Source organism: Mesorhizobium sp. M7A.F.Ca.US.010.02.1.1 (assembly GCF_004023085.1).
Taxonomy (GTDB): domain Bacteria; phylum Pseudomonadota; class Alphaproteobacteria; order Rhizobiales; family Rhizobiaceae; genus Mesorhizobium.
Window position 1 is genome coordinate 77,336 of sequence record NZ_RZRV01000022.1, and the last position, 22,672, is coordinate 100,007.

Below are 22,672 nucleotides of genomic sequence, written 5' to 3' on the forward strand. Positions count from 1 at the left end.
GCATTCCCGAGAAACTCAAGGGACGTTTCCGGTATGCTATTTGCTAAACAGGTGGCTGGCCGAGTGCCCTCCGCCAATTTATCGCGAGGAGAGGGACATGCGCTTGAGCAATCTGGGAACCGAGCAACTCCGGGAGAAGGATAGAAGCTTCGTCTTCCATCCTTCTACGCATCTGGCCAAGCACAGCCGAGGCGAAACGCCAAATAGGATTATGGCCGGTGCGGAAGGCGTCTATATCTGGGACACCGAAGGCCGAAGGAGCCTCGACGGTTTCGGAGGACTCTACTGCGTCAACATGGGATATGGATGCACGGAGATCGCCGAGGCCATTGCCAGGCAAGCACACGAATTGCCGTTCGCGCACGTCTATGCCAGCCAAGGTACGGAGCCGGTCGCCCTGTTGGCAGAGGCCGTGGTCGAGTATTTCGGTCAGAACATGCGAAGGGTCTATTTCGGCCTCTCCGGTTCCGATGCCAACGAAACCAACATCAAGCTGGTCTGGTACTATAATAACATTCTTGGCCGGCCCGAAAAGAAAAAGATCATCTCGCGAAATCGCGGCTATCACGGGTCTGGATTGGTCACGGGTAGCCTAACTGGCCTTCCCTTCTTTCACAATTTCTTCGACCTGCCTCTGGATTTGGTGCGCCATACAACCACGCCGCACTATTACCGCCAGGCGCGTGTCGAGGAGAGCGAGGAAGCGTTCTCCCGGCGCTGTGCCGATGAGCTTGAAGCCTTGATCCTGGCCGAAGGACCGGAAACGGTTGCAGCTTTTATCGGAGAGCCGGTACTTGGGACAGGAGGTATTGTGCCGCCCCCCAAAGGGTACTGGACGTCCATTCAAGCGGTGCTCGACAAATACGATATCCTTCTAATCGCGGATGAAGTGGTCTGTGGCTTCGCGCGAACCGGCGAGAAGTTCGGTTCCCACCTGTATAACATGCGTCCGGATTTCGTGACCATCGCAAAGGGTTTGAGTTCCGCCTACCTCCCCATCTCCGGGTCAATCATTGGCGACCGTGTCTGGTCGGTTTTGGAACAAGGAACTGAGAAGCACGGCGCACTCGGCCACGGCTGGACATATTCGGGGCACACGCTTTGTGCCGCAGCCGCGCTCGCCAATATTCGACTGCTTAAAGAAAAAAATATTCTGGAGCATGTCCGCGATGTTGGACCGTATTGGCAAGACCGGATGAAGGCCGAGCTGGCGGGACATCCCATCGTTGGTGAAGTTCGCGGAGTGGGTATCCTGTCGGCCGTAGAGATGATGCGGGACCCAAAACAAAGGATACCATTCGAACCCGACCTTCAGGTCGGGGTGCGCACTGCAGCTGCTCTGTTTGAGAATGGTGTCATCGGACGGGCCATGCCGCATGGCGACATCCTCGGTTATGCCCCCCCCCTGATCATTACCCGAAAAGAGATCGACATCATTGTCGACGCGACGGTAAAGTCGGTCGATACCACCTATCGCGCGCTGAAGGCCGAGGGTGCCGTATGATTTTGCGATCGCGAAGGAGCGAGTCCGGAGGCAGGCATGTCCCTGCGCGCTACTGCGCCGAGCAGACCCAAAACTGTTGAATTCCAGATATCTGATCTTGAGCATGCTCCGGGCTATTTCAGTCACGATTTGTAACCGAATCAGTTCTGCCGCCGCTGTCCTGTTGCCCAACGACCAGGACCTCTGTGCGGCGCGCCCTGCGGGTGTACCTCCCCGCCGGCAGGGCGCCCTTTTTGACCCACGTAATCAGTATCATTATGGCCCGTGCGGGATCGAGGGTCTGGTAAAGGTCATCTGCACGTTCCGATGCAGATTGAGCTTAGACGTGCCCTTTACATCATTGCAGCGGGCCATAATCATTGCGGTGAATTTTATCACGTCAGGTATATAGAAGGACGATACTCACACGCCACCCCGTTCACAAGGAAAGGCATTTTAATATTGTTGAGACGATTTGCCTATCAAAGAAAAGAAAGCATCGCAACACTTCTTTGCGGATCACGGCGCCCCGGGTGGGGGATGAGCGGCTATCCGAATTGTTATGCTAATGCCGACCCAAATTCCTGCAAAAGCTGGGGTCAATGATGGCTTTTGGTCAGCGCAGGATGATTTCTCCTGATTTGGTCGGTGCAGGGGCGGTCATGATTTAATGCATGGAGATTCTCTGATTGAGCTGTTGAGATCATGAGGCGTCTGCCAGACGCCCATCGGGTGAGCCCAGCATGATTGGGATGACCGACGAAGATCGAAAGTGTGGCAGCATTCTGGAGCCCGGTCAGCCCAGCGACGCCCGCGAATTCAATCACGTTTGTCGGGACATACACGACGCAGCCGGAAGGCGTGCAGAAAGAGGAAGAATCGAGCGCGACGATGACGAGGCACATGCCACTTGTTTTCGAGACATTCCTTGAAAGACTGTCACAGAGTATCGATGAGGCAGATTTCCGGGATGCCATGGCTGAGGCGGCCGGACGACTTGACCTAATCTTCTTTGCCTACCTCTCCTTGCCAGCACGGCCTTCCGGCAAACCGAGGTTAATTTCAAACTATCCACCCCGCTGGACCAGACAGTATCTGGAAAATCAGTATGAGAAACTCGATCCTGTGGTCTTGCGTGCTCGAAATGGCGGCTGCCCGTTTCACTGGGGATCGAATTTGGGAGGCGATAAAATGTCGCCGGCTCAACAGCAGCTATTCGATGAGGCGGCTCAATTCAGCATCTGCTGCGGTTTGACGATCCCAATTGTCGATCTCCGCGGCCGCATCGCTGCGGTTACTTTTGCCGCCGATGAGCCTCGTCCAGTATTTCTTCGGGTCGCTGAGCGGTACGAACAAGCTCTTCAACTGATGGCGGCCTGCTTTCATCGTTGCGTTCGCCGCAAATTGCCGAGCGATCGAACAGTGGATGGGGTTTCGCTGACATCCCGCGAATATGAGTGCCTGAGGTGGGCAGCGCGGGGTAATTCAGCCTGGGTGACCGGCCGCATCTTGGGTATCAAGCCACGCACGATCGCTTTTCATTTGGACAATGCCAAGAAGAAGCTAGGCGTGCGAACCCAAAATCAGGCTATAGCCCTTTTGGGGTCCGAAGGGTCCTCAATTGTCTGAGAAGCTTTTTGATCCCCTTGTGCTCGGGCCATTCGATCGCGCGCTTTGTATCGAGCGTTGACTGGATGCCGAGATCTTCTGTTCCGCCGGCTCGGGCGATGCAGCCGTATTCTTCCAGTCCGCGCCGGTGATCATAGTCTATGGGTGCTCGAGCGGGTGTGTCGTCGCTGACGAGCTAGTTGTGGAGCCTCAACAGGTTGTCCTCGGTTAGAGCGAGGCGACTGATAGGTGTTTTGGACTTTAGGCTCCCGTGGGGACGGTGCCAATTGTATCTGTGCAGCCAGACCGGCAACTCTGCGGCGCGGTGATCTGAAGTCGGATAAGCGATGGCATAAGCCCATTCGCGCAGTGCTGTCTGGATGAAGCGCTCGGCCTTGCCATTGGTCTTGGGTGTATAGGGTCTTGTCCTGACGTGCTTGAGGCCGAGATCGCGGCAGGCCTTGGCGAAGGCCTTTGATCTGTAGCAGGAGCCGTTGTCGGTCATGACGCGGGCTATCGTGACGCCGAGGCTGGCGTAGTAGGCCACCGCCGCCTTGAGGAAGGCGATGGCGCTTTCTTTTTTCTCGTCGGGCAGGATCTGCGAGAAGGCGATGCGGGAGGCGTCGTCGATGCAGACATGGACGAACTCCCAACTGCTGCCGCGCGAGCTGGCATTGCCGGTGCGCTTGCCGGTAATGCGATGACCGATGCGCTCGAAACGACCGAGCTTCTTGATATCGATATGGATCATCTCGCCAGGATGCTCGCGCTCGTAGCGTCGGATCGGCTCGGCCGGTTCGATATCCCGCAACCGCGACAGTCCGGCACGCTTGAGAACCCGGCTAACGGTGGCGGGCGAGACGCCGACCTCATGGGCGATGTGCTTGCCGGTCCAACGTTGCCGCCGCAGCGCCATGATGCGCTCGGCGATCAACGCAGCGGTGGCCTGCGGCATATTGGCGGGCCGCGAGGAACGGTCGATCATGCCGGCCCGCCCTTCGGACTTGTAGCGCTCGACCCAGCGCGCCACGATCTTGGCCGACACGCCGTAGACACGCGCCGCATGGGCTTTGGAGAAAGCGCCTTCTATCACCGACAGCGCCATCTCCTCTCGACGCAGCGGTGTGAGACGGGCATTCTTATGGATGTTCATTCGGACCCTCCGGTGAGTGCTGAAGCTTGGTAACTCCAGTCTCCCCGGTCCGGTCCGAATGGACAACCTCCCGAAAGCTCACAGCTAGTCGTGCGGTTATATAGTTTCCGAGGATGGCCCGCTTGCATACCTGCCTGCCGGTAATCTCTAACCCTTGACTTAGGGCGATGGCTATCGGTTATGCGGCTTGAAAGCGAAGAGGTGGACCCTTCGTCGAGCGCCGGTACGATATGGAGTGCTGCTCCGGGCTAATACCCATCCAGACAGAGCGGAACCTTCTATCACGTCAGACGCTCGGACAGTTGCCAAACCCCGATTTCCTGGGAACTGAATTGTGCTCGCCACCGGGTCCATTTTGCCGGCGCGTCTGTGGTGCAGGCCCCGATCAGCCTGACCAATGGCACAGGAACGCTTCTATGACCGAGCACTGCGAATTTGTCAGCTGGCGAACAATTCCTTGTAGCCGCTCGTCACCATCCAGTTCGCACGGTCGAGATGACTACGAAGCGCCTTCCTGGCGCGCTCCGGTTCAAGTGCCGGATCAATGCCGAGGATCAGTTGGGCCATTTCCTCTTCGGGCGCCTCATCGGCTGAGGCGTCCAGGAGCCTCATATAGATGGTAAAGTGCGCCCTGTCGTAGGCGGTAAGACGGTCAGACCAAGGGACTTCGTCGAGCAGTGTTGAGCTTTGAGTCCTATCTGTTCCCGTTGATTGATTCATGTCTGCCGCGAACCTCGCATGTTGATCGCTGGATCCAAGGCAGAATATCCCAAAATGGGATAATCCGAAACGGGGATTAGTCGCTGAGCCGGTCTCTACCTGCCGGTTCACCTAAATGCCCAAATCTCTTCGATCTCCCCGCCACCAGCGGTTTCTGGCCCAGTTGATCTCACTGCGCAATGTCAAAGGGCTGACGCAGGCGCAGGTGGCTGAGAAGCTTGGTCGTCCGCAATCTTTCGTGGCGAAATATGAGGGTGGCGAACGGCGTCTCGATGTCATTGAGTTTCTCGACGTAACTGCGGCCCTCGATGCTGATCCGTGTGAGATTCTGTTGAGCCTGCGCACGTAGTGGGCGCCCGCGCCCATCACCGCGCGTGCCGTGTGCCGGTGGGTCGAGCCCCGATTTTCTTGGCTCTGGCGTCTCGACCATTCCGCTGCGCCTCCTAGCGCGTCGTTAGACTCTCGCAATTCGCTCTGTTTTGTGCCTTTCTCAGCAGGTGGCGCCGCATCCTTCTAGGCCCGCCGCGGCGTCCCGCAACCCTTAGCCAGCTGTGAGCTTTCAGTAGGTTGTCCATCCGGCCCTTCGGATGCGGTGCGGCTCAGACGGCGGACCCGTTCCTGTCATGATTCGCCGCCGCACCCATTCCTGGGAAGCAGCCATTGGCGAGCGGAGGACAAAATGATGAGACAGCGAAGCGCTGGGCCATCCGCGCTGTGGTGATACGTCGATGCATGGCGGTTGCGCGACTTCGTTGCTTGAAGCGAAGCGACCGCACCGCCCATTTCGTCAACTGGCGAACAAATCCTTGTAGCCGCTCGTCACCACCCAGTTTGCACGGTCGAGATGACTGCGAAGAACGTTGCGTGCGCGCTCAGGTTCGCGTGCCGGATCAATGCCGAGGATCACTTTGGCCATTTCCTCTTCAGTGGCGTTGTCGGCCGAGGCGTCCAGGAGCCTCATATAGGTTGTAAAGTGGTCCTTGTCGTAGGCTGTAATGCGGTCCGACCAGGGGACCTCGTCGGCGAACGGCGTGTTCGATCTGGGCTGCAACATCGCTAATTCTATCTCCGGCCAATGGACCCGCGAAGCCCTGTGCCTGCTAAATGTGGATTACATATTATAGTTGATAAACTCAAGCCGCCTGATCCGCTGGCTTGCGTGCATGGATATGCGCAAGTTGGTCGGACGGAATGTGCAGAGGATCAGGCAAAGGAAGCGCCTGACGCAGGAGCAGCTTGCGGAGATTTCCGGGTTCAGTCAGCAGTACATCAGCGGCTTGGAGAAAGGCCGAAGAAATCCGACAATTATCACGATCTATGAACTGGCATTGGCCCTCGGCGTCAGCCACATGGATCTGGTTCGGCCCGACAAACAGGCATGATACACCCGCCCTCCAAGTAGCTGGCCGCCTGATGGCGCGCGCCGGGTGCTCGTGAACCCAGGCTTTTCTTAGGGTCCCCCGGCAGCCCCTGCCATTTGGCTCGCCCTGGCCCGGCGCACCCTATTGGACAGTCGGCCGCTGCGGTTTTTGTCAGCCTTTCCTGGGGCGGTCGGCATTGCCTTTTAGGCCCGCCGCGGCCTCCCGCAACCTTCGCTCTCGCTTCAGGTCCTTCTCTTGGTTACGATCCTTCGGATGCGGTTCGCCTCTTTCAGCGGGCCTAATCGCTTTCTGCCGCCCACCCCACGGGGACAGCCACGCGAGACTAGTATGGAGCGTTGCGGTTAGCGCACGAACAGCAAAGGAACTGAAAAAACAGGCAACTGTCGAAGCATGGCTGAACCAGCCATCGTGTCGGCATCTTGGAGCCGCGTGTTCGCCTTGAGGCCCTGCCGGTAGGATCCCTGCAGTTGAAGTCATTGTCGGCATTCTGACAACAATGGACATGAACCGCCGAACTATCAAGGCGACCAGGTTGTTGTCTAGCAATGGTTTTCCGAATCGGCACGGCACTTGCGTTACCAAAAACAAGTACGCCGCGGCACGGATCGCCCAAGAGGCTGAACGACCTGATCTGTTTGACCCTCGCAGCAGGGGTGGATGGCTAACACAAAGGAAACTTTGAAGGTGGACGTTTTCGAAAGTTCTCCAATACCTGTCAGGAAAACACGGACGCCATCTTTCTCGGTGGATCTAGCCTTGCTGGGAGTCGCATTCGTTTGGGGGGCGAGCTATCCGGTCGGGAAAGGCGCACTGTTCTACGCGCCGGTTTCGATACTTGTTCTTTATCGCTTCCTGATTACTACGATCATTACGGCAGTGGCTGCAAGACATGAGATCGCATTGGTCTCCTGGGGCGATTTCATCCGCGGCTTCGCATTGGGAACAATACTTTTTTGCATCTTTATTGCTGAAACTTACGGCGTTGCATCGACAAGCGCAATGAACACGGCCTTGATCATATCGCTTTGTGTGATTTTCACGCCGAGCATCGACTATGGGCTATCACGGCGACTTCCACCTACGGGCATTTTGGCAAGTGCTGCCATAGCGTGCATCGGTGTCGGCATTCTCACTGGCGGGATCAGCAGGTTCAGCCCGGGTGACGCGCTTGTCTTGGGGGCCGCGATTCTGCGAGCGGTTATGGTCGTTTCCACCAAACGCCTTCTGGCCGGCCGGCAGATTTCATCTGCAGCCCTGACGGCCATCCAAGGATCGACGGTGGCAACACTTACTTTCGTTTTGGCCGTCGCTCAGTTCGGAATTTCAGGCCTTGTTGTGAGGGCCACCCTTCAGTTTTGGGGCGCTGTTGCCTTCCTTGCACTCTTCTGCACCCTCGCTGCATTCTACATTCAAAATGCCGCAGTGAGAAAATCCACACCGACACGGGTTGGCTTCTTGATGGGAACAGAACCTTTTTTTGGTTTCGTTCTAGCGCACCTTCTTCTGAATGAGCCTTTGACAGTACCGAGCTTGATAGGCGCAGGCCTCGTCCTCGCTGCGACGTTTGCTGGCATCTGGTTTGAGAGCAGGACATCCAAATGAACCCCATCTTGGCTTCCACCAAACCCGCCATCGGCGGCATTTCGAGTTTTGAAGATCTGGAGGCTTTTCCGGACCGAACCGCACCAGTTGCAACCATGTTCAGCGGCGGTCTCGACAGCACCTATCTTCTCTACAAGCTGCAAAGCCTTGGCTTTGCGAACATTGAAGCTGTCGCAGCGGATGTCGGAACGCGCATCGATCAGCCTTTGTTGGAACGGACGGCAGCCATGTTCGGCGCGCGCTTTGTCTGCCTCGAAGGGCGGGATGCCTTTGTCGAACAAGGCGTGAAATCAGCCATTCGAGCCCACGCCAAGTACCTTGGCATCTATCCGTTGAGCAGTTCGTTGAGCCGTCCCATAATCGCATCTTTGGTTGTTAATCATGCTAGGTCAATCAACTCACGGCTGGTTCTTCATACAGCAAACCTTTCTCAAAACAGTCTTCCGCGCCTTAACAATAGCATTAAGCGCTCAGGATTTTCCGGCAACTTCGGCAGTCCGTATGAATGCTCTGTGATATCCCGACAACAGAAGACCTCCGACCTGTCCAAGTGTGGAGCGACTTTTGTGGCGGACCGCACGTGGAGCGCGGACGAAAACCTCTGGTGTCGGGAATTCGAGTCGGGGCCTTTGGAAGATCCCGAGAACTTTTCCATCCCCGAGGAGGCATTTGCTTGGACGCGCCACATTCCCGCAGAGCAGCCGGTAGAGATCAAACTCGGGTTTGCAGACGGAAGTCTCGTGTCAATTGATGACCGTGATGTTGCATTGGTCGACGCAATCCCGTTCCTGAATAACACGGTCGGCAAATTCGGGCACGGCCGCTTTGTCGGGCTTGAACACATCACAACCGGCCAAAAGGTTCTCGAAGTCCGCGAGGCCCCTGCCGCGGCCATTATCTTCGACGCGCTGCGTCACCTCGAAACCGCTTCTCTTGACGTGGCATCAATCGTTTTGAAGCAAGGGCTTGAGCAAGCCTGGTCCCAAGAGGCGGTTTCAGGTGCATGGGGCAGTACTATTCACCAGATGTGCGAACGGGCCATTGCATCCGCCCTCGAGGGCGTTAGCGGGAGCGTCAGCTACATAGTCGATCACACACGCTTTTTACCTCGGTCGATCCGAGCCAGGACGCCGAGATACATTAGGGACCGCGACCTTTGGGAATACCAAGCCGCAACCCACATAGCGTTGTCCAAAGCGTTCCGTCCTCGCCAAGTCACCAAAAGGGAGACACCCGTGGAAAACAACGCACCCCAGGCGCCGGCCAACCTCAGTCAACAATGCACTGACGGTCTGGTGACAAATGGATGGTGGTTTTCAAAAGGCGAGCGCGCCGAAGCCTGCTTTGGCATCGAAATTGATGCAGCCTGGAAGAACTTTGCTGACCATTGGAATCGACTTCTTCTCGATGAATACATGCGTGACGGCGGAACATATCGTTACCGGCGCTATAGCGCTTTTGAATATGACGCGACTGACGGAATCTTTAGGCTCCTACCCCACGCCCCCTACGAACAATCAAAAAGTGTCAATCATCTGAATGGCGGCTTCAAGCGCCACTTCGAGCCCCTTGAAAACTCCTTTATAGACCATCCCGTCTTAGAAAAGATTCTGACAGGTTTCTGCAGAATTCTATGTGAAGCCGCCCGACATGATCGTTGGAATATCAAGATCCATCCCTACCGGATTGTCGCGCGCGATGGTGTAAATGGCAAACCGGCACCCGAGGGCCTTCACCAGGACGGGGTGGACTTCATTGCTTGCTATATGATTGGGCGGGTCAACGTCACCGGCGGCATGAGCATGATCACCGACGCCTCAAAGGAGTTCCTCGGCGAGGTCGAAATGAACTCCCCGAATGATTTTGTGATCTGCAACGACCGCGAAACCTTTCACGATGTATCGTCGATTGTGGCCGAAAACCTGAAAATGCCGTACGCTTATCGCGACGTCCTTGTGATCGCCTTCGAGAAATTATAACGCCCAGCGCGCCGAGAGCATTTTCAACAAGGTTCAATACTGCTTGGTATCCTCTCGGGTGTTCCTGGTGCGGGAACAATGCAGGATTAATTTCTTGCATCTAAACACCTAGATAGCAGTTTCGCCTCTCTGGTATGATGGTTTTTGGCCTCGCGGATCTCGCGTAATACGAATGACCGTGGACACCCCCGATCTTCGCAAGAAAGTGAGAAATTATCCTCATGCTGTCCGACGAGGTGGTCTGCGGCTTCGGAGGCACCGGGAACTGGTTTGGTAGCCAGACATTTGGGATGGAACCGGACATGCTCTCGATCGCCGGGGGGCTTTCATCCGGTCACCTGCCCATTGGCGGCGTCATTATCTCGACAAGATTTATCAATGCGCCGCTGACGAGGCCCACAAGGTCGGCGTGTTCGGTCACGGTTTCACCTACTCCGGTCATCCGGTGATAGCGGCCGTCGCCGCCGAGGCGATCAGGATCTACAGCGAGATCGATTTCGTGACCCAGGCGCGTCGTCTCGGCGATCACTTGCATGGAGCCCTCGCGGACGCGCTCGGCGACCATCCGCTTGTCGGTGAAGCCCGCGGCCGCGGCTTCATCGCGGGGGTTCAGATCGTCGAGGATCGTGCGCCCGTCGCGTCTTCGCGCCCGAGCTGAGGATCGGCGATGTCGAGCGGCGGTGCCGCGAGCACGGCGTCATGATCCGCAATATGGGAGAAGTGCTTGGAATCTGTCCGCCCTATATAATCACCGAAAGCGAGATCGACCCCTTGGTTGACGGCATTCGTTCTGCACTCGACGGCGCCGCTGCTGCGAATTCCCGGGTCGGTCGGGTGGCATGAGTTCCAGCATTAAGACCGACTGCTTCACTTCAGTGGATATTATCGAGCAAACGCTCACCCGAGGGGTGCACTTCATCCGTGTCCGGTACAAAACGTCACCCATGTCTCAGGTCGGGCACGCCGCTCGCCAACGACACCGAGTTCGGCCTCGCGGCCTACTTCTACACCGGCGATCTCGGTCGCGCCTTCCGCGTGATGGAAGGACTGAAGTACCGGCGTCAATGAAGGCCTGATCACCACGCCGGAGGTGCCGTTCCGCGGCGTCAAGGAATCGGGCCTCGGCAAGGAAGGCGGCCTCCAGGGCATCGTGGATTATCTCGACACCAAACATGTCTGCATCGGCGGTCTCGGCGTCTAGTGGTTCCCGCCTGACATAGGAGTCCAATCAGAGATTCCCTTTCTGGCCTGCGCGTGCGAGTCTGGCGCATGCGCACAGGAAGATCGTTCACCGTTTCGTCGGCCGATCGCGTCCGTCTGACGGCGCTGATCAGGGATCGCAACGCCCCGCAAAAGCATGTCTGGCGCGCCGAGATAGTGCTTTTGCCCGCCGACGGCGTCGGCACCGGCGAGGTCATGCGCCGCATCGGCAAGTCGAAGACCGACGTCTGGCGCTGGCAGGAGCGCTTTGCCGCGGAAGGCTGTGACGGGCTGCTGCGCGACAAGACGCGACAGTGGCGCATTCCGCCGCTCGGTCCCGATGTCGGCGAGCGCGTCGTGGCACTGACGCTTGCCGATCCGCCGGGCGAGAGGACCCACTGGACCGCCGACATGATGGCGCAAGCCGCCGCAATCAGCGCCAGCGCCGTCAGGCGCATCTGGAAGGCGCATGGTCTCGCACCCCACCGCTGGCGCCAGGTTCAAGCTCTCCAATGATCCGAAGTTCGTCGACAAGTTGCGCGCCGTCGTCGGCCTCTATCTCGATGCGCCGGCCCATGCCATCGTTCTGTCGGTCGATGAAAAGAGCCAGATCCGGCGCTCGACCGCACCCACCCGGCCTGCCGATGAAGAAGGGGCGGCTCGGTACGATGAGGCACGACTACAAGCGCAACGGCACCACCACCCTGTTCGCCGCCCTCAACGTCCACTATTGTCCCGTTGACGAGAATATCATCTTAGTTGCTTGTAAAAATTTGTTCTCCACTTCCGTCTCCATCGTATCTCAGTCAACGCGATGGAGCAGGAAATGACTACAAACATTGTGAAACTGGAAGAAGGCAGGGCAATCGGCTCTAATCGTGACGTGCCGCTGTCAGATCATGAGGCGGAAGCCCTAGGGCATCTTGCGGTGGCGCTGAGTGGCATTTCGACGACCATTCGGTCCGCCGCCTACAAACACGCGCTAAACTCTAGTCACGCGATGAAGCCCCTAAAGGAGACGGAGGACGCGCTTACCGACTACGACGCCTTGGCGAGGGCGGCGGGCCGAAAGCAGCCGAAAGCGGCGGAGGAGGACGACAGGAAGGGGGACGCCCTAGCGAGAGAGGCCGCCGCACAGGTCAGCAGGGTCGATCAGACCCGATCTTCCCGCTGGAGCAGACCGCGAAGGGTACCGGTGGCATCAACGGACTACGTTCGGCAGGTGGTCATGGCAGATAGTCAGCTTGGAGCAGTGTCGGCACTGGTAAACGCGCGGCGAGTGGCTCCAGAACGCTTCCATGCTTCTGTTCCCAGTGTAGATAATAATCCGGATGCTCCGCTTCTGACCTCTTTTTCGGACTATCTGAGCAGGGTGTGCGGACTGGAGTCAAAGTCCCGCGAAGGCGTTCTCCTGGGCAGCCGCCGCTTTCTGGATTGGTTCCATCACCACCATTCCCGGCCAAGCCCTCGGCGCGTTGACGGCTGAGCATGTCCTTGCCGCTGTCGAACATCGGCTGTCACTATCGGCGACCTCCGGTACCCGCACCGGCAGCAACTTCTCACATCGTATTGGGCTGGCCACCACGACCAGAATCTCGCGCGCGTCGTCCCCAGGACGCCCCACTGGCGTTTGGCTCATCTAACCCTCGAACTCGGCTACGGCCCGTCGACGGTCTTCTTCACATGGGTCGGATTCGACGAAATGGACGAGGTCACAGGCGACGGCCATGCTGAACTGCTCGACGACGGCTCCATCGACATCACCTTCTATCACAACGGCGACGAGGCAATCCTCAAGGCCAAACGGGACACTTCTTCAACGGCCTGCTAGGAGATCCGTGTTCGCCTTGCGCTGACAAAGAAGCTCACACATGACGTCCGGGAGACGATGCTGGCAAATGGTCTGGCTGAAGCATTCCACCCACAATACCAAAGCCCGTCCCGATCCAAAGCGCTTCTAAGCACTCCACCTCAGGCGCAAGGCCGGTTGGCCAGTGCATCTTCTTGGTCCGCCGGAAGAGAACCCCGCCCGACAATAGCTTCATGAGGTCTTGCGCTGCAGTGTCGACCGTAAAAAAGGGCGCGCGAGGCGCCCTTCATTTAAACCGGCAGTCGGGAAGCAGACTTCACTCTGATATTCAAAAGCGGTAGGTGACACCTGCGCCTATCAGCCAGGGATCGAGCTCCGCCTTCCCCGTCAGCTTCGCGCCGGTCACCGTGACGTCGAAGTCCGGCTTCAGGAAAAGCTTCTTCACGTCGAAGTTGAGGCCCCAGTGCTGGTCCACCATGTAGTCGAATCCGACCTGCAGCGCCGTGCCGAACGTGTTCTTCACCTTGAGAGCATCAGCGCTGCCAGTGTCCTGGTTGTAGAAGATCGTGTAGTTCACGCCGGCGCCGACATAAGGCTTGAACGCGCCGAGATCGGTAAAATGGTACTGCAACGTGAGTGTCGGCGGCAGCAGCCAAACTTTGCCGATGTTGCCCAACCCTCCGATCGTCCCTTGGCCCGCGATGTTGGCATAAGTGGTACCGAGTATGAGTTCGGCGGCGATGTTGTCGGTGAAGAAATACGAGATATCGAGTTCCGGCGTCACCGTGTCCGAATACGAAAGACCGGAGCCGGGAAGCGTATCAACGTAGCCCAGATCTTTCGTAACGACGCCCAACGCCCGCAGGCGGACCTGCCAAGGGATTGGCGCTTCGGTGACCGAGGCTCCCGTCTCCGCCAGGACGGTCTCTGCTTGCGCAGGCTCCGCGGCGACGGCCTGCTGTCCCACCATGATCAGGGCCACCGCCGCTGCTGTTGCCCGCGCTACGCCCATTCGCGTTCTCGCCATGAGATTCACTCCTTGATGTTCAGAAAGGATGCACTGCACTATTTCGTCTCCTGCTCGAATGAATTGTTGATGGACCTCAAATGCCCCTCTTGCGTTGCAACGCGTTCCGCCGTCTCCGGAGGGTGATCGTTGAAGCCGATTGCGCTGCGGAGAAAATTGGTGCCTAGACTGATGAATGCGGCTTGCTCCCGATTGTCCTCGCCGCAGCCGTGCCCGCCTGCGCTGGCCTCGTAGAAGTAAGCGGGATAGCCAAGAGCCTGCAGTTTTGCGGCCATCTTGCGCGCATGGCCCGGATGGACGCGGTCGTCGCGTTTCGTGGTGGCGATCAGGATAGGCGGATAGGGCTGTCCCGGCGCTGCGGCGTGATAGGCGGAGATTTCCTTCAGGAAAGCCCAATCGTGAACCTTGTCCGGATCGCCATATTCGTCGATCCAGCTCGCGCCCGCCAAGAGCTTGGTGTAGCGACGCATGTCGATAAGCGGTGCTGTGCAGAACAGAGCCCCGAAATGCTCAGGATAGCGGGTCAGCATGTTTGCGATCAGCAGGCCGCCATTTGAGCCACCCTCGGCGGCAATCCGCCTCGGCAGGGTGATGCCCCTTCGCACGAGGTCGGAGGCAACGGCGGCGAAATCGTCGTGGGCGAGACGCTTGCCCTCCCTGCGCCCGGCTTCGTGCCAGCGGGTGCCGAACTCGCCGCCGCCGCGGATGTTCGCCTCGACACACGTGCCACCGCGCTCGAGCCACAGCTTGCCCAGCGGGGAGTTGTAGTAGGGCAGGAATGATACGCCGAACCCGCCATAAGCGGAAAGGTGAATCGGAGCATCTCCGTTCCCGTTCGCCGGACCAACCTGCGTATAGGGGATCAGCTCATGATCGATAGAGACTGCCTCGTGGCGCGTGACCACCAGTCCGGATGCATCGAAATTCTCCGGGCTGCGCTTCAGGATTGCTGAAGCGCTGAGAGACGGCGCGGCATTCAGATCGAACAGCAAGAGCTGCGGCGGCGTGATCGGATCCTGAGCACAGATCAGGACCTCTCCATTGGTCTCGTGAACTGCCGCATCGAATGACCAGACGTCGACAGTACCTTCGGCGGGCAGGGTGTTCAGGACTCGGCGCGTCCATTCCTGGTGGCCGGGAGTGAACATCTCGAAACGCGGTGCGAGATTGACGAGGTAAGAGATAATGAGCTTCCCGTCATTCCAGAAGAATGACTGCATGGAGCGCCTTTCCCCTGGTTGAAACAGGGTCTCAAAACGGCGTCCGCCGGCGAGGAAAGTGGAAAGCGAGATGACGATCAGCGCGTCGGCGGGATGGGTGGTGCCTCCCACCGTCCAGGGCTTGCGCGGCCTTACCGCCAGCCAGTCGCCGAAGACCCGCCACGACGCGTCGCGAGGAAGATCGATCTGCCTCCTCGGCCCGCTCCTATCGCCGATCCAGCTGATCTTCTCGAAGAAGGCCGGCTGCTCGATGAACCAAAGGCGCTCGCTGCGGCCGGTGCGGTCCGAATGACCAGACACTTGGAAGCTTTCGAACCCGGCCTCGAAGATTGCCGGCGTGGTGAGGGGATCCGCGTCACGCTTCCACAGTCGAACTGTGCGCGCATAGCCGGAGCGGGTGGCCATGCCATTACCAAGCGCACTGGAAAGCAGAAGCGTGTCAGGGTCCAGCCAATTAACGTAGCCTTTGGCCTCGGGGAGGTTGAAGCCGTCGGCGACAAAGCTCAGAGAAATCAGGTCGAATTCGCGATGCACGACCGCGTCGCTGCCGCCGCGCGACAGGCGCAGAACGGCTCTTTCCCGTCTCTCCGGCTCGATGGACGCGCCGTCCCAGATCCAGTCCTCTCCGTCGCTAGCCGCGAGAGCATCCAGATCGAGCAGTAGCTCCCATTGGGGATCCGCCTTCATGTAGGCGGCAAGGGTGGTCCGGCGCCACAGTCCGCGTGGATTACCGTCATCTCGCCAGTAATTGTAGAGGTACTGACTACGGCGCGCGATCAGGGGAAGATTGTCGCGATTGTCGAAAATGGCTGTCAGAGCCGCGCGGTCGCGCTCGAACTGCGTTCCACCGAAGTGCTTCAGAGTCCTTGCCGATTGGCCGGCGGCCCAGGCAAGTGCCCGCTCGCCCTCTACATCTTCAAGCCAGACATAGGGATCGTCGTCGGGAGCATCAAGCGTTGGACGGACATCAAATGCGTTCATGTCCGGACAGCCTTCAGAAAGAAGGGATAGAGGCTTCCGTCGGCTCGGGAACGCTCAGTGTCGGTAGCGGCGCCCACATGTTCGAAAAGCGTGATCATTGATGAGTTCTTCCAGTCGGTGCGGCATCGCAGTGCTTTTGCGCATAGGGCCGCAACCTTCGTGCCAACTGGGAAAATCGTTTCGGAACAATGCGATCGCTCTGGAAGCGTTGTGTCACATGTCCGACATCGTCGAGAATCCGACAACGAGTGCTCCTCCTAATCACCGGATCAACCTCCGGCGCCAGTCGTGGACACTGTGCAGAACTCGAGAAGTGAAGCTCATTGGAGTGAACCTGGTTGACGCCCAACATCTTCGCTCTGGAGCGCTTCACGCACACGGATTCATGGCAGACACCATGATGCGATCGATGCTGTTAGAGACCAAGCTGGCTGCGCCTGTGAGTTTCAGCCGCCAGCTGGAAGCAGCGGAGTTCTGAGGAGAAGGGTGGGGGGCCCAAGCCCTGCCGCAATCTTGGCCTGCACCGTCCCCTTGATTGTTGTGGGTCAACGTCTGCCTGCCCGCTGAATTTGGCACGCCTTACACCTACGTCACGACCAAGACCTTCCTGTTGCACTTCGGCCTCGACACACTGCGGGATTTGCCCGATTTCGAGGCGATTGAGGTTGCCGCGCTGCTCAGCAAGGAGAAGCTGCTGGCGGGCGATACTCCCATCGGGCTGGTGAGTGGTGGAGGAGGTGAGGAGCGACACTCCAAGGCCAGGACGGGCTAGCGCAGCAGATACATGGAAGTAATCGCTTGATATGAGCGGTTGAGAGTCGAATCAGGGAACTATGCGATCACTATCGATAAGAGGTGGCAATATCGATCGTGATTGTATCGGGCCACTCTACGGCGAAGGAGGCGGCAACTTGTGTCTCCGACCCGAAACGATTACCTTGCGGCCATTATGAGCAAGCATTTGGCATCCGTCTTGACGACGTGAACGCGCCCTGCAGCGTACAGCTGGACGACGCGGCGCTGGCCGATTGCTTTGCGGATCTCGATTTGGCCAAGCAGCATCCCGCTCATGTCAGCGCCTTTCTCGGCGAGGTCCCTCTCGCCCAGCAAGTCGAGTTCGCAACCGCGCACCACATTCGCGGTCGACGAGATGAAGGCTTTTGCCGCCAAGTTCTCTGCCTGGTCCGGCGAAAGCTATCCGCTCGCCGCATAATGGCTGGACATGATAGCCGACGCCCGTCCCGAATGGCGGCGGCTTTTTCGTATTATATCGACCTGATCGACAAGATGCGGCGGAACAGGGGTCCACGTGCGATGCGGCCAAAGCGGATCCAGCTCTCGAGCGCGACTACGGGGTAGGTGTGGTCGCTGGAGCCGCGGCCGACCTCGACCTCGCGCCAGCCGGTCTTGCCGCGCAGGGTGACCAGCAGCCCTTGCCGTCAAAAATCTCGATCCAGCTGGCGCCATCGCTGTTGTCGTCGCGCATGACGTCGAGACCGACGATCTCGGAGCGCCGCAGGCCGCCGCCACAGCCCAGGAGCAAAATAGCGCGGTCGCGCAGGCCCTGAGGTCGTGGCCGAGCGTGGCGATCATCGCCAGCAGATCGTCGCCAGGACCGCCTCTTTCTGCCGCGGTGGCTTTGCGTGCTTGCGGCGAATGCCGGCAAGAACCTTATAGATATGCCGCTCCGCGCGGTCCAACGGCCGGCCGCGCTGGGTAAAGTTCCAGGCGAGGCCGGAAAGCCGCCGCTCGATGGTCGCAAACTAAAGGGCAGGGGCGCCACGCTTCGGATCGCCGGCGGCGGTGCCCGAGGCACAGGCGCTGATATTGAGCCTGATCACCTTCGAGCCCGGAGGCAGGGGATCGAAGCCAGCGCGCCGGCACCAGGAGGAAAAATGCCGCCAATCCTTGGGGTAGGCGTCGCGCGTGTTCTCCGAGGTGGCGTTGTAGCCCCTCGCGGTCTCGACCAGTTCCTGGACATGCGCCGGGACTCTTTGAGCCGGGTCTCCATCTCCTTGTAGAGCTTGTCAAGCTCGCCATCGACTGGCTTCAGGTCGTCGATTGAACATTGCGTCATCATAGGCTTTGTGCCTTGTTGTAGCAGGCATCGTCCGTTCGCGCGGCGGACACAGACATCACCGTCGCTGAGCCGAGAACGACGGTAAAAGAAAATGCACTCACTGACTTCATAACCAATCTCTTTTGCGGGTGATTTAGAAACGGACGCCGAGCTTGGCGCTGAACCCGTGTGTCTGGGCATCCGAGGCGATCTGTCCCTGATAGGCGATGCCGAACGTCGCGTTCTCGGTGATGTTTACGTCAAGCCCAGCTTCGAGCAGAGCTGCGTTCTTTGCGATCGGCACGCCCTTGATGGCGAAGGAGGAACCGCCAGCAAAGGCAAGAGCGGTATCCGGCCTGACGTCGCCGAAGGCGTGGCGCCAGCCAAGACCGCCGCGCGCGGTAGCAGTCACGGTGCCGAGGGTCAGTACCGTCGACGCACGCAGACCTAGCGTGGTAAACGCCGTGTCGCTCGAGCGATCCCCGCTCGACAAGGCGGCTGCGCCGCCATTCTCGGTGAAGCCATCGGCGTCAAAATTCACATAAGCGAGATTAGCGTAGGGCTCGAAGGAAGCCGAAGCCGTATTGATACGGTAGCCGAGCTCGCCAAAGGCCTGGAACGTGCCGGCGTCGTAATCGGCCGAAAGGCTGTCGGCGAAGCCTGGAAAGACCACGGACCTGCCGGTCTCGATGCTGTGCCAGGTATAGGCAAGGCCGGAACGAAAACCGAGATTGCCGTTCTGCGTGCCGGCAAAAAGACCGAGATGGTAATTCTCGCTCGAGCCCGACGACGCGCGATCGTCCGCCTCCAAGGAGGTATGGCTGTAGCCGCTGATGAGGCCGAGCCGCCAGCTTTCGCCGACAGCCGCGTCACCGCCAGCCAGAAAGCCGCCTGTCGAGTGATCGAGACCGGCGGCATTGCCGTCGCTGTCGAGATGACCCCAGGCGCCGAAGCCACGGCCCCATACGGCGAAATTCTCACTCGTTGCCGGGGCCAGTTCCAGACCACCCAGCCCATAAGTCATCACCGGAACGCTGGAGGCACCGACGCCGTCGAACGCCGCACGGATCCGTTCGCTCGCGGCATCGCGTACAGAATGACTGTCCTCGATGAGGCCGCTATGAATGGAAGCATGAACCTCGCCTGATAGCATATCGAAAGCGTTGCGGGCTTCCGGCGCCGTCAGGAACAGGATGTTGTCCTGGATCGGATTACCGCTTCCAAGCGCCTGAGCCGCTGCGGCGACCGAGCGTTGATTGAAGGTGCTGGCTACATCGGCAAACGCCGTCGATGTGCGGCTGATATCGAGATAGACATTGTTGGCATCGTAGACGAGCTGGAAATCGACGAAGGGCGTCGCGTCTGTCGCCAGAGCCCCCGTCAGCCCGCCATAGGTGCCGCTTACGCCGCCTGCTGCGGAGAGCAGAGTATATCGGGCATCGACCGATAGCGTTCCCTGCCGCAGCAGCTCGATCTGCGCGCCGCTGTCGATCGCCGCTGCTCCGCCAACATCGATGAGATCGGACGACCTTGCGAGGTCGACCTGATAGATCGATCCGGACTGCTGCGCGAAATCGCCCGTGACAGTCAGTGTGGTGACGATCCTGCTCGGATCGGTCGCACTGCCAGGAGCGACCGTGCCGCCCTCGGAAATGGTGACCGCACCGTAGGTGCCGCCGCCTGCGACGACACCGCCGCTGTTTGCGATAGCCGTGCCCCCGATCTGCCCGTCATTCCCGAGAAAGCCGGACGTGGTCGCATCATGGGAAAGCACACCTGTATCGGCAAGCAGCAATCCCGCGCCGGAACCGACCGTCGTCATGCCGGAAAAATTGTTCTTTCCGCTCAGCGTTTGCACGCCACCGGCAACGAATAGTTTGCCGCCCATATTATTGTTATCAACGTCGAGGTCGTTGATGCTGCCGGCGAACGTGTCGTTCGAATCCGTTAGCACCAGGGTACGCTTGCCCAGTTCGACCGTTCCGCTGCCACTCAGGCTACGAATACGGGCATCGTTGTAGGCGTCGGAGATTCCCCAATAGTCGCTGCCATTTCCATGTTCGGAGATATCGAACGTGCCGTCTGCAACGACTTTCGCTGACCGTTGGATGTTGCCGAGCCCCGCAAGCGAGAGATAGGCATCCTGAGCAATATTCGTCTCGCCGGTGTAGGTGTTGACATTCGTCATCCGGACCACCGTCTTTGTATCAAGCGTCAGCGATCCGGAGCCGGAGACGACACCCGCTATGCCGAACCCGCCCTCATTCCCCATGCTCGTCGTGATCCTGCTCAGACCGGTCCCTTCGGGTGCGGATGAATCGGTAGAGAAGTTGCTGGCAGTGACGAAATGTGACGTATAAGCGGTATACTTCTTCTCCAGATCGAAAATGACCGATCTGTTTTTGAAGAAGTCAAGACCGGCAACAAAACTGGTCTGGTCATTGGGTTGTTCCGTCGTGCCGCTGGTGTAGGTGAAGTCGATATTGTCCAGCCTTACCGGATCGCCATCCGTTCCTGCGATTGTAACGCTCGGGATGTTGCCCGATGCGCTTACGATCTCGCGTTGCTCATTTCTCCGAACATTTTTAAGTTTGACGCCCGCATCCTGAAATTGCTTCAGCATCGCATCACTGATCTCCAGACTGCCACCGCCCGGTGTGCCGGTGTCGAGCAATACCGCGGTCTTGTTGGGGTCGGTGATTGGTGGGGCTCCATCCTTAACCGTGTACTGCAGATTGTAGCTGCCTTCGTATTCGGTCGAGGCATTGGCGCCAGAGCCAGGAAAATTCTGATAAGAATCCTGATCTTTTTCCTCGGGTTCTCCCCATGGCATGGCATTAGTATATTGGGCCCGGAGGCTTGGATTGAGGTTGACAATCGTGCAGGGGGAACAGCCAGGCGTTTGGTCGCTCTCGGAATCCGGATTCACATTGGCGGAGACCACGTAGCCAGACCTGGTGACACTGCCCATCATGCCCCAGACACTTGTCTTGCCAAGAAAATCGCCGGCCCCGAATGTACCTGCGAAATCGCCGCCTTCGTCTGCCATCTTGCCAGCGGTCATTTTCGCCCGCTGCTCCTTATCGGCGTGATAAGGTTCTTGGAGATCCTGACCATACATATCTTTAAGTCCATCCGTCACGGATCCCGGCGTGCACTTAAGATTGTTGTCCTTGCAATACGCATGGGTATAGACAAAATCGAGAATGCGAGCAGCCCGGTATTTCTTATCGCTTACAGACGGCCCGTCGATTGTTATCTTTTGATCTGGATCGACATATGTAAATTTATCAATTTCCACGTTCTGAAGCTTATTACCATACGTTCCGTCCCCGTACGTATATACGTAAGGCGTGTCGGCAATCGGGCGGACCCCGGTCACCTCTGACCCGATCTGCGTGTTGAGCTGGTCCGAGCCCGTGTCGAATACGTATCGCTGCGCGTTGCCATTGTTGATCTTGGCCCAGATGCCCAGGCGGTCATGGCCTTCCCCGACATACTCCAGCGGGATCGAAATCGGGTCGTCGGCCAACGCTTCTCCAGTTGGAAATGCTACCAGACCCACCCCGAGAGACACAGCCGGCAGGAATACCGTCGTCATCGCGGTGGTTGCCGCCAGAAAGTTCTTTGTCCTGAAACAAGCCTGCATACCTGGTCCTCGAAAAAGTCTCGCAAACTGATTGTTCATTGGAACGGCCTCCTGAATTGTTTAACGAGACCCTTTATGGCGGCCCTGGCTGACAACAGCCTGAAAGCTGCAAGCGGCCTGCGAGAATGGGGCGATCCTGAATGACGACAGGTGCTGTCAACAATGGATGAGTGCTCGGCCTGAAAGCTGAGCACGCTTTATGCTCAGGCTGCTGACAAGGCCAAAGCAGCGTAAGTGCGGAGTGAAATCCAAGGTCCACATGGGTCGTCGCGCTTCCCGTGCGCCTGGGAAGGCGCCGGCCCGGCCAAGCTTTCCCAGATCGTCCGGATGGCGCACAAGATACCGGTTCAGGTCGATCGAGATGGAGGCCGAGGCGTATGCCAAGGCGGTCGACTGCCTGACGAAAGATCAGAATGCGTCGCTGGCGCTCTACGATTTCCGCCGGCAGCGAGCTCAGCTCCTGCCGGGCATCCGTGTTTACTGGCGACGAGACACAAGATGTGCCCAAATTGCCACCAGACCGTCACCTGCGATGAGTTTCGGCAACTGATTTTGTCCTTTCAATCGTCGCCACTTCCTGGCCGCGGCCAACATGGGCCACTCGAAGGCAGCAGACTGGCGGCTATATGGACGGGCTGTGAGCCCGCACCGGAGACATTGGCGAAATCTACGATCTCTATAGCAACGTCAAGGAGAAGCGCGAGGTGTTGCAGATGTGGTCAAATCACATCGAATGGCTGATCAAGCAGGCTGCGGATGACGCTCTGGCGGCGTAGCTGCTGGCATGGGCGGAAGATGC

The 22,672-nt window shown here is 58.4% G+C and carries 17 protein-coding genes and 4 pseudogenes; 13 read left to right on the forward strand and 8 right to left on the reverse strand.

The genetic code is table 11. The features are described 5' to 3' along the window. Window positions 1–97: 97 nt before the first annotated feature. Window positions 98–1,504 carry an aminotransferase gene (locus tag EOA19_RS21820; RefSeq protein ID WP_063169303.1) on the forward strand — a complete coding sequence of 469 codons (1,407 nt, stop codon included), beginning with the start codon at window positions 98–100 and terminating at the stop codon, window positions 1,502–1,504. Window positions 1,505–2,374: 870 nt separating this feature from the next. Continuing rightward, entirely contained in the window at window positions 2,375–3,112 is a 738-nt protein-coding gene (locus EOA19_RS21825) for a LuxR family transcriptional regulator (RefSeq protein WP_082826574.1), read from the forward strand. 175 nt (window positions 3,113–3,287) lie between these two features. On the opposite strand, the gene EOA19_RS21830 is transcribed toward EOA19_RS21825, so the two are convergent. Together EOA19_RS21830 and EOA19_RS21835 are read right to left on the reverse strand one after the other, a co-directional pair. After that, window positions 3,288–4,244: an IS481 family transposase gene (locus tag EOA19_RS21830; protein ID WP_063169302.1), complete on the reverse strand. Its 957-nt coding sequence runs from the start codon at window positions 4,242–4,244 to the stop codon at window positions 3,288–3,290. A gap of 438 nt (window positions 4,245–4,682) precedes the next feature. Continuing rightward, entirely contained in the window at window positions 4,683–4,964 is a 282-nt protein-coding gene (locus tag EOA19_RS21835) for a DUF2285 domain-containing protein (protein WP_063169301.1), read from the reverse strand. A 115-nt stretch (window positions 4,965–5,079) separates the two neighbouring features. Between EOA19_RS21835 and EOA19_RS21840 the strand changes: the two genes are divergently transcribed. Next, on the forward strand, window positions 5,080–5,313 hold the full coding sequence (locus EOA19_RS21840) for a helix-turn-helix transcriptional regulator (RefSeq protein WP_082826573.1): 234 nt from the start codon (window positions 5,080–5,082) through the stop codon (window positions 5,311–5,313). Window positions 5,314–5,751: 438 nt separating this feature from the next. Here EOA19_RS21840 and EOA19_RS21845 read toward each other — a convergent pair whose 3' ends face one another. Further along, window positions 5,752–6,018 carry a DUF2285 domain-containing protein gene (locus EOA19_RS21845; protein ID WP_063169299.1) on the reverse strand — a complete coding sequence of 89 codons (267 nt, stop codon included), beginning with the start codon at window positions 6,016–6,018 and terminating at the stop codon, window positions 5,752–5,754. 109 nt (window positions 6,019–6,127) lie between these two features. Between EOA19_RS21845 and EOA19_RS21850 the strand changes: the two genes are divergently transcribed. The 8 genes and pseudogenes from EOA19_RS21850 (at window position 6,128) to EOA19_RS21885 (ending at window position 12,958) form a co-directional block, all read left to right on the forward strand. After that, window positions 6,128–6,346, forward strand: coding sequence for a helix-turn-helix transcriptional regulator (locus EOA19_RS21850; protein WP_029354714.1), 219 nt, complete (start codon window positions 6,128–6,130; stop codon window positions 6,344–6,346). Between the two features lie 657 nt (window positions 6,347–7,003). Further along, a complete protein-coding gene (locus EOA19_RS21855) occupies window positions 7,004–7,948 on the forward strand; it encodes a DMT family transporter (RefSeq protein ID WP_082826572.1) in 945 nt (314 codons plus the stop codon). Further along, window positions 7,945–9,927 carry an argininosuccinate synthase-related protein gene (locus tag EOA19_RS21860; protein WP_063169298.1) on the forward strand — a complete coding sequence of 661 codons (1,983 nt, stop codon included), beginning with the start codon at window positions 7,945–7,947 and terminating at the stop codon, window positions 9,925–9,927. The genes EOA19_RS21855 and EOA19_RS21860 overlap by 4 nt, the downstream gene beginning before the upstream one ends. A gap of 221 nt (window positions 9,928–10,148) precedes the next feature. Further along, the gene (locus EOA19_RS36455; protein WP_263485461.1) at window positions 10,149–10,376 is read left to right on the forward strand and encodes an aminotransferase class III-fold pyridoxal phosphate-dependent enzyme; all 228 of its coding nucleotides are present in this window, start codon (window positions 10,149–10,151) and stop codon (window positions 10,374–10,376) included. Next, window positions 10,337–10,585 (forward strand): aminotransferase class III-fold pyridoxal phosphate-dependent enzyme, encoded by a 249-nt coding sequence (locus tag EOA19_RS36460; protein WP_063169297.1) that lies wholly within the window; start codon window positions 10,337–10,339, stop codon window positions 10,583–10,585. Before EOA19_RS36455 ends, EOA19_RS36460 begins: the two co-directional genes overlap by 40 nt. 308 nt (window positions 10,586–10,893) lie before the next feature. Further along, window positions 10,894–11,128 (forward strand): annotated as a pseudogene (locus EOA19_RS21870) (aldehyde dehydrogenase family protein); the annotation flags it as partial. A gap of 68 nt (window positions 11,129–11,196) precedes the next feature. Continuing rightward, window positions 11,197–11,852: pseudogene (locus tag EOA19_RS21875) on the forward strand (IS630 family transposase); the annotation flags it as partial. Between the two features lie 905 nt (window positions 11,853–12,757). After that, entirely contained in the window at window positions 12,758–12,958 is a 201-nt protein-coding gene (locus EOA19_RS21885; protein ID WP_244514237.1) for a hypothetical protein, read from the forward strand. 307 nt (window positions 12,959–13,265) lie between these two features. Here EOA19_RS21885 and EOA19_RS21890 read toward each other — a convergent pair whose 3' ends face one another. Then, on the reverse strand, window positions 13,266–13,964 hold the full coding sequence (locus EOA19_RS21890; RefSeq protein ID WP_063169295.1) for an OmpW family protein: 699 nt from the start codon (window positions 13,962–13,964) through the stop codon (window positions 13,266–13,268). 38 nt (window positions 13,965–14,002) lie between these two features. Continuing rightward, the gene (locus tag EOA19_RS21895; protein WP_082826571.1) at window positions 14,003–16,165 is read right to left on the reverse strand and encodes a prolyl oligopeptidase family serine peptidase; all 2,163 of its coding nucleotides are present in this window, start codon (window positions 16,163–16,165) and stop codon (window positions 14,003–14,005) included. 217 nt (window positions 16,166–16,382) lie between these two features. On the opposite strand from EOA19_RS21895, the gene EOA19_RS21900 reads away from it, so the two are divergent. Continuing rightward, window positions 16,383–16,643 (forward strand): hypothetical protein, encoded by a 261-nt coding sequence (locus tag EOA19_RS21900; RefSeq protein ID WP_095769041.1) that lies wholly within the window; start codon window positions 16,383–16,385, stop codon window positions 16,641–16,643. A 93-nt stretch (window positions 16,644–16,736) separates the two neighbouring features. After that, a pseudogene (locus EOA19_RS21905) lies at window positions 16,737–16,937 on the forward strand (SMC-Scp complex subunit ScpB); the annotation flags it as partial. Between the two features lie 161 nt (window positions 16,938–17,098). On the opposite strand, the gene EOA19_RS35355 reads toward EOA19_RS21905, so the two are convergent. From EOA19_RS35355 to EOA19_RS21920, 3 genes and pseudogenes are all read right to left on the reverse strand, one after another. Then, window positions 17,099–17,335, reverse strand: a complete 237-nt coding sequence (locus EOA19_RS35355; RefSeq protein WP_063169293.1) for a hypothetical protein — start codon at window positions 17,333–17,335, stop codon at window positions 17,099–17,101. Between the two features lie 116 nt (window positions 17,336–17,451). Then, window positions 17,452–18,135, reverse strand: a pseudogene (locus EOA19_RS35980) (integrase); the annotation flags it as partial. 243 nt (window positions 18,136–18,378) lie between these two features. Next, window positions 18,379–21,912 (reverse strand): autotransporter domain-containing protein, encoded by a 3,534-nt coding sequence (locus EOA19_RS21920; RefSeq protein ID WP_082826570.1) that lies wholly within the window; start codon window positions 21,910–21,912, stop codon window positions 18,379–18,381. Between the last annotated feature and the right edge of the window lie 760 nt (window positions 21,913–22,672).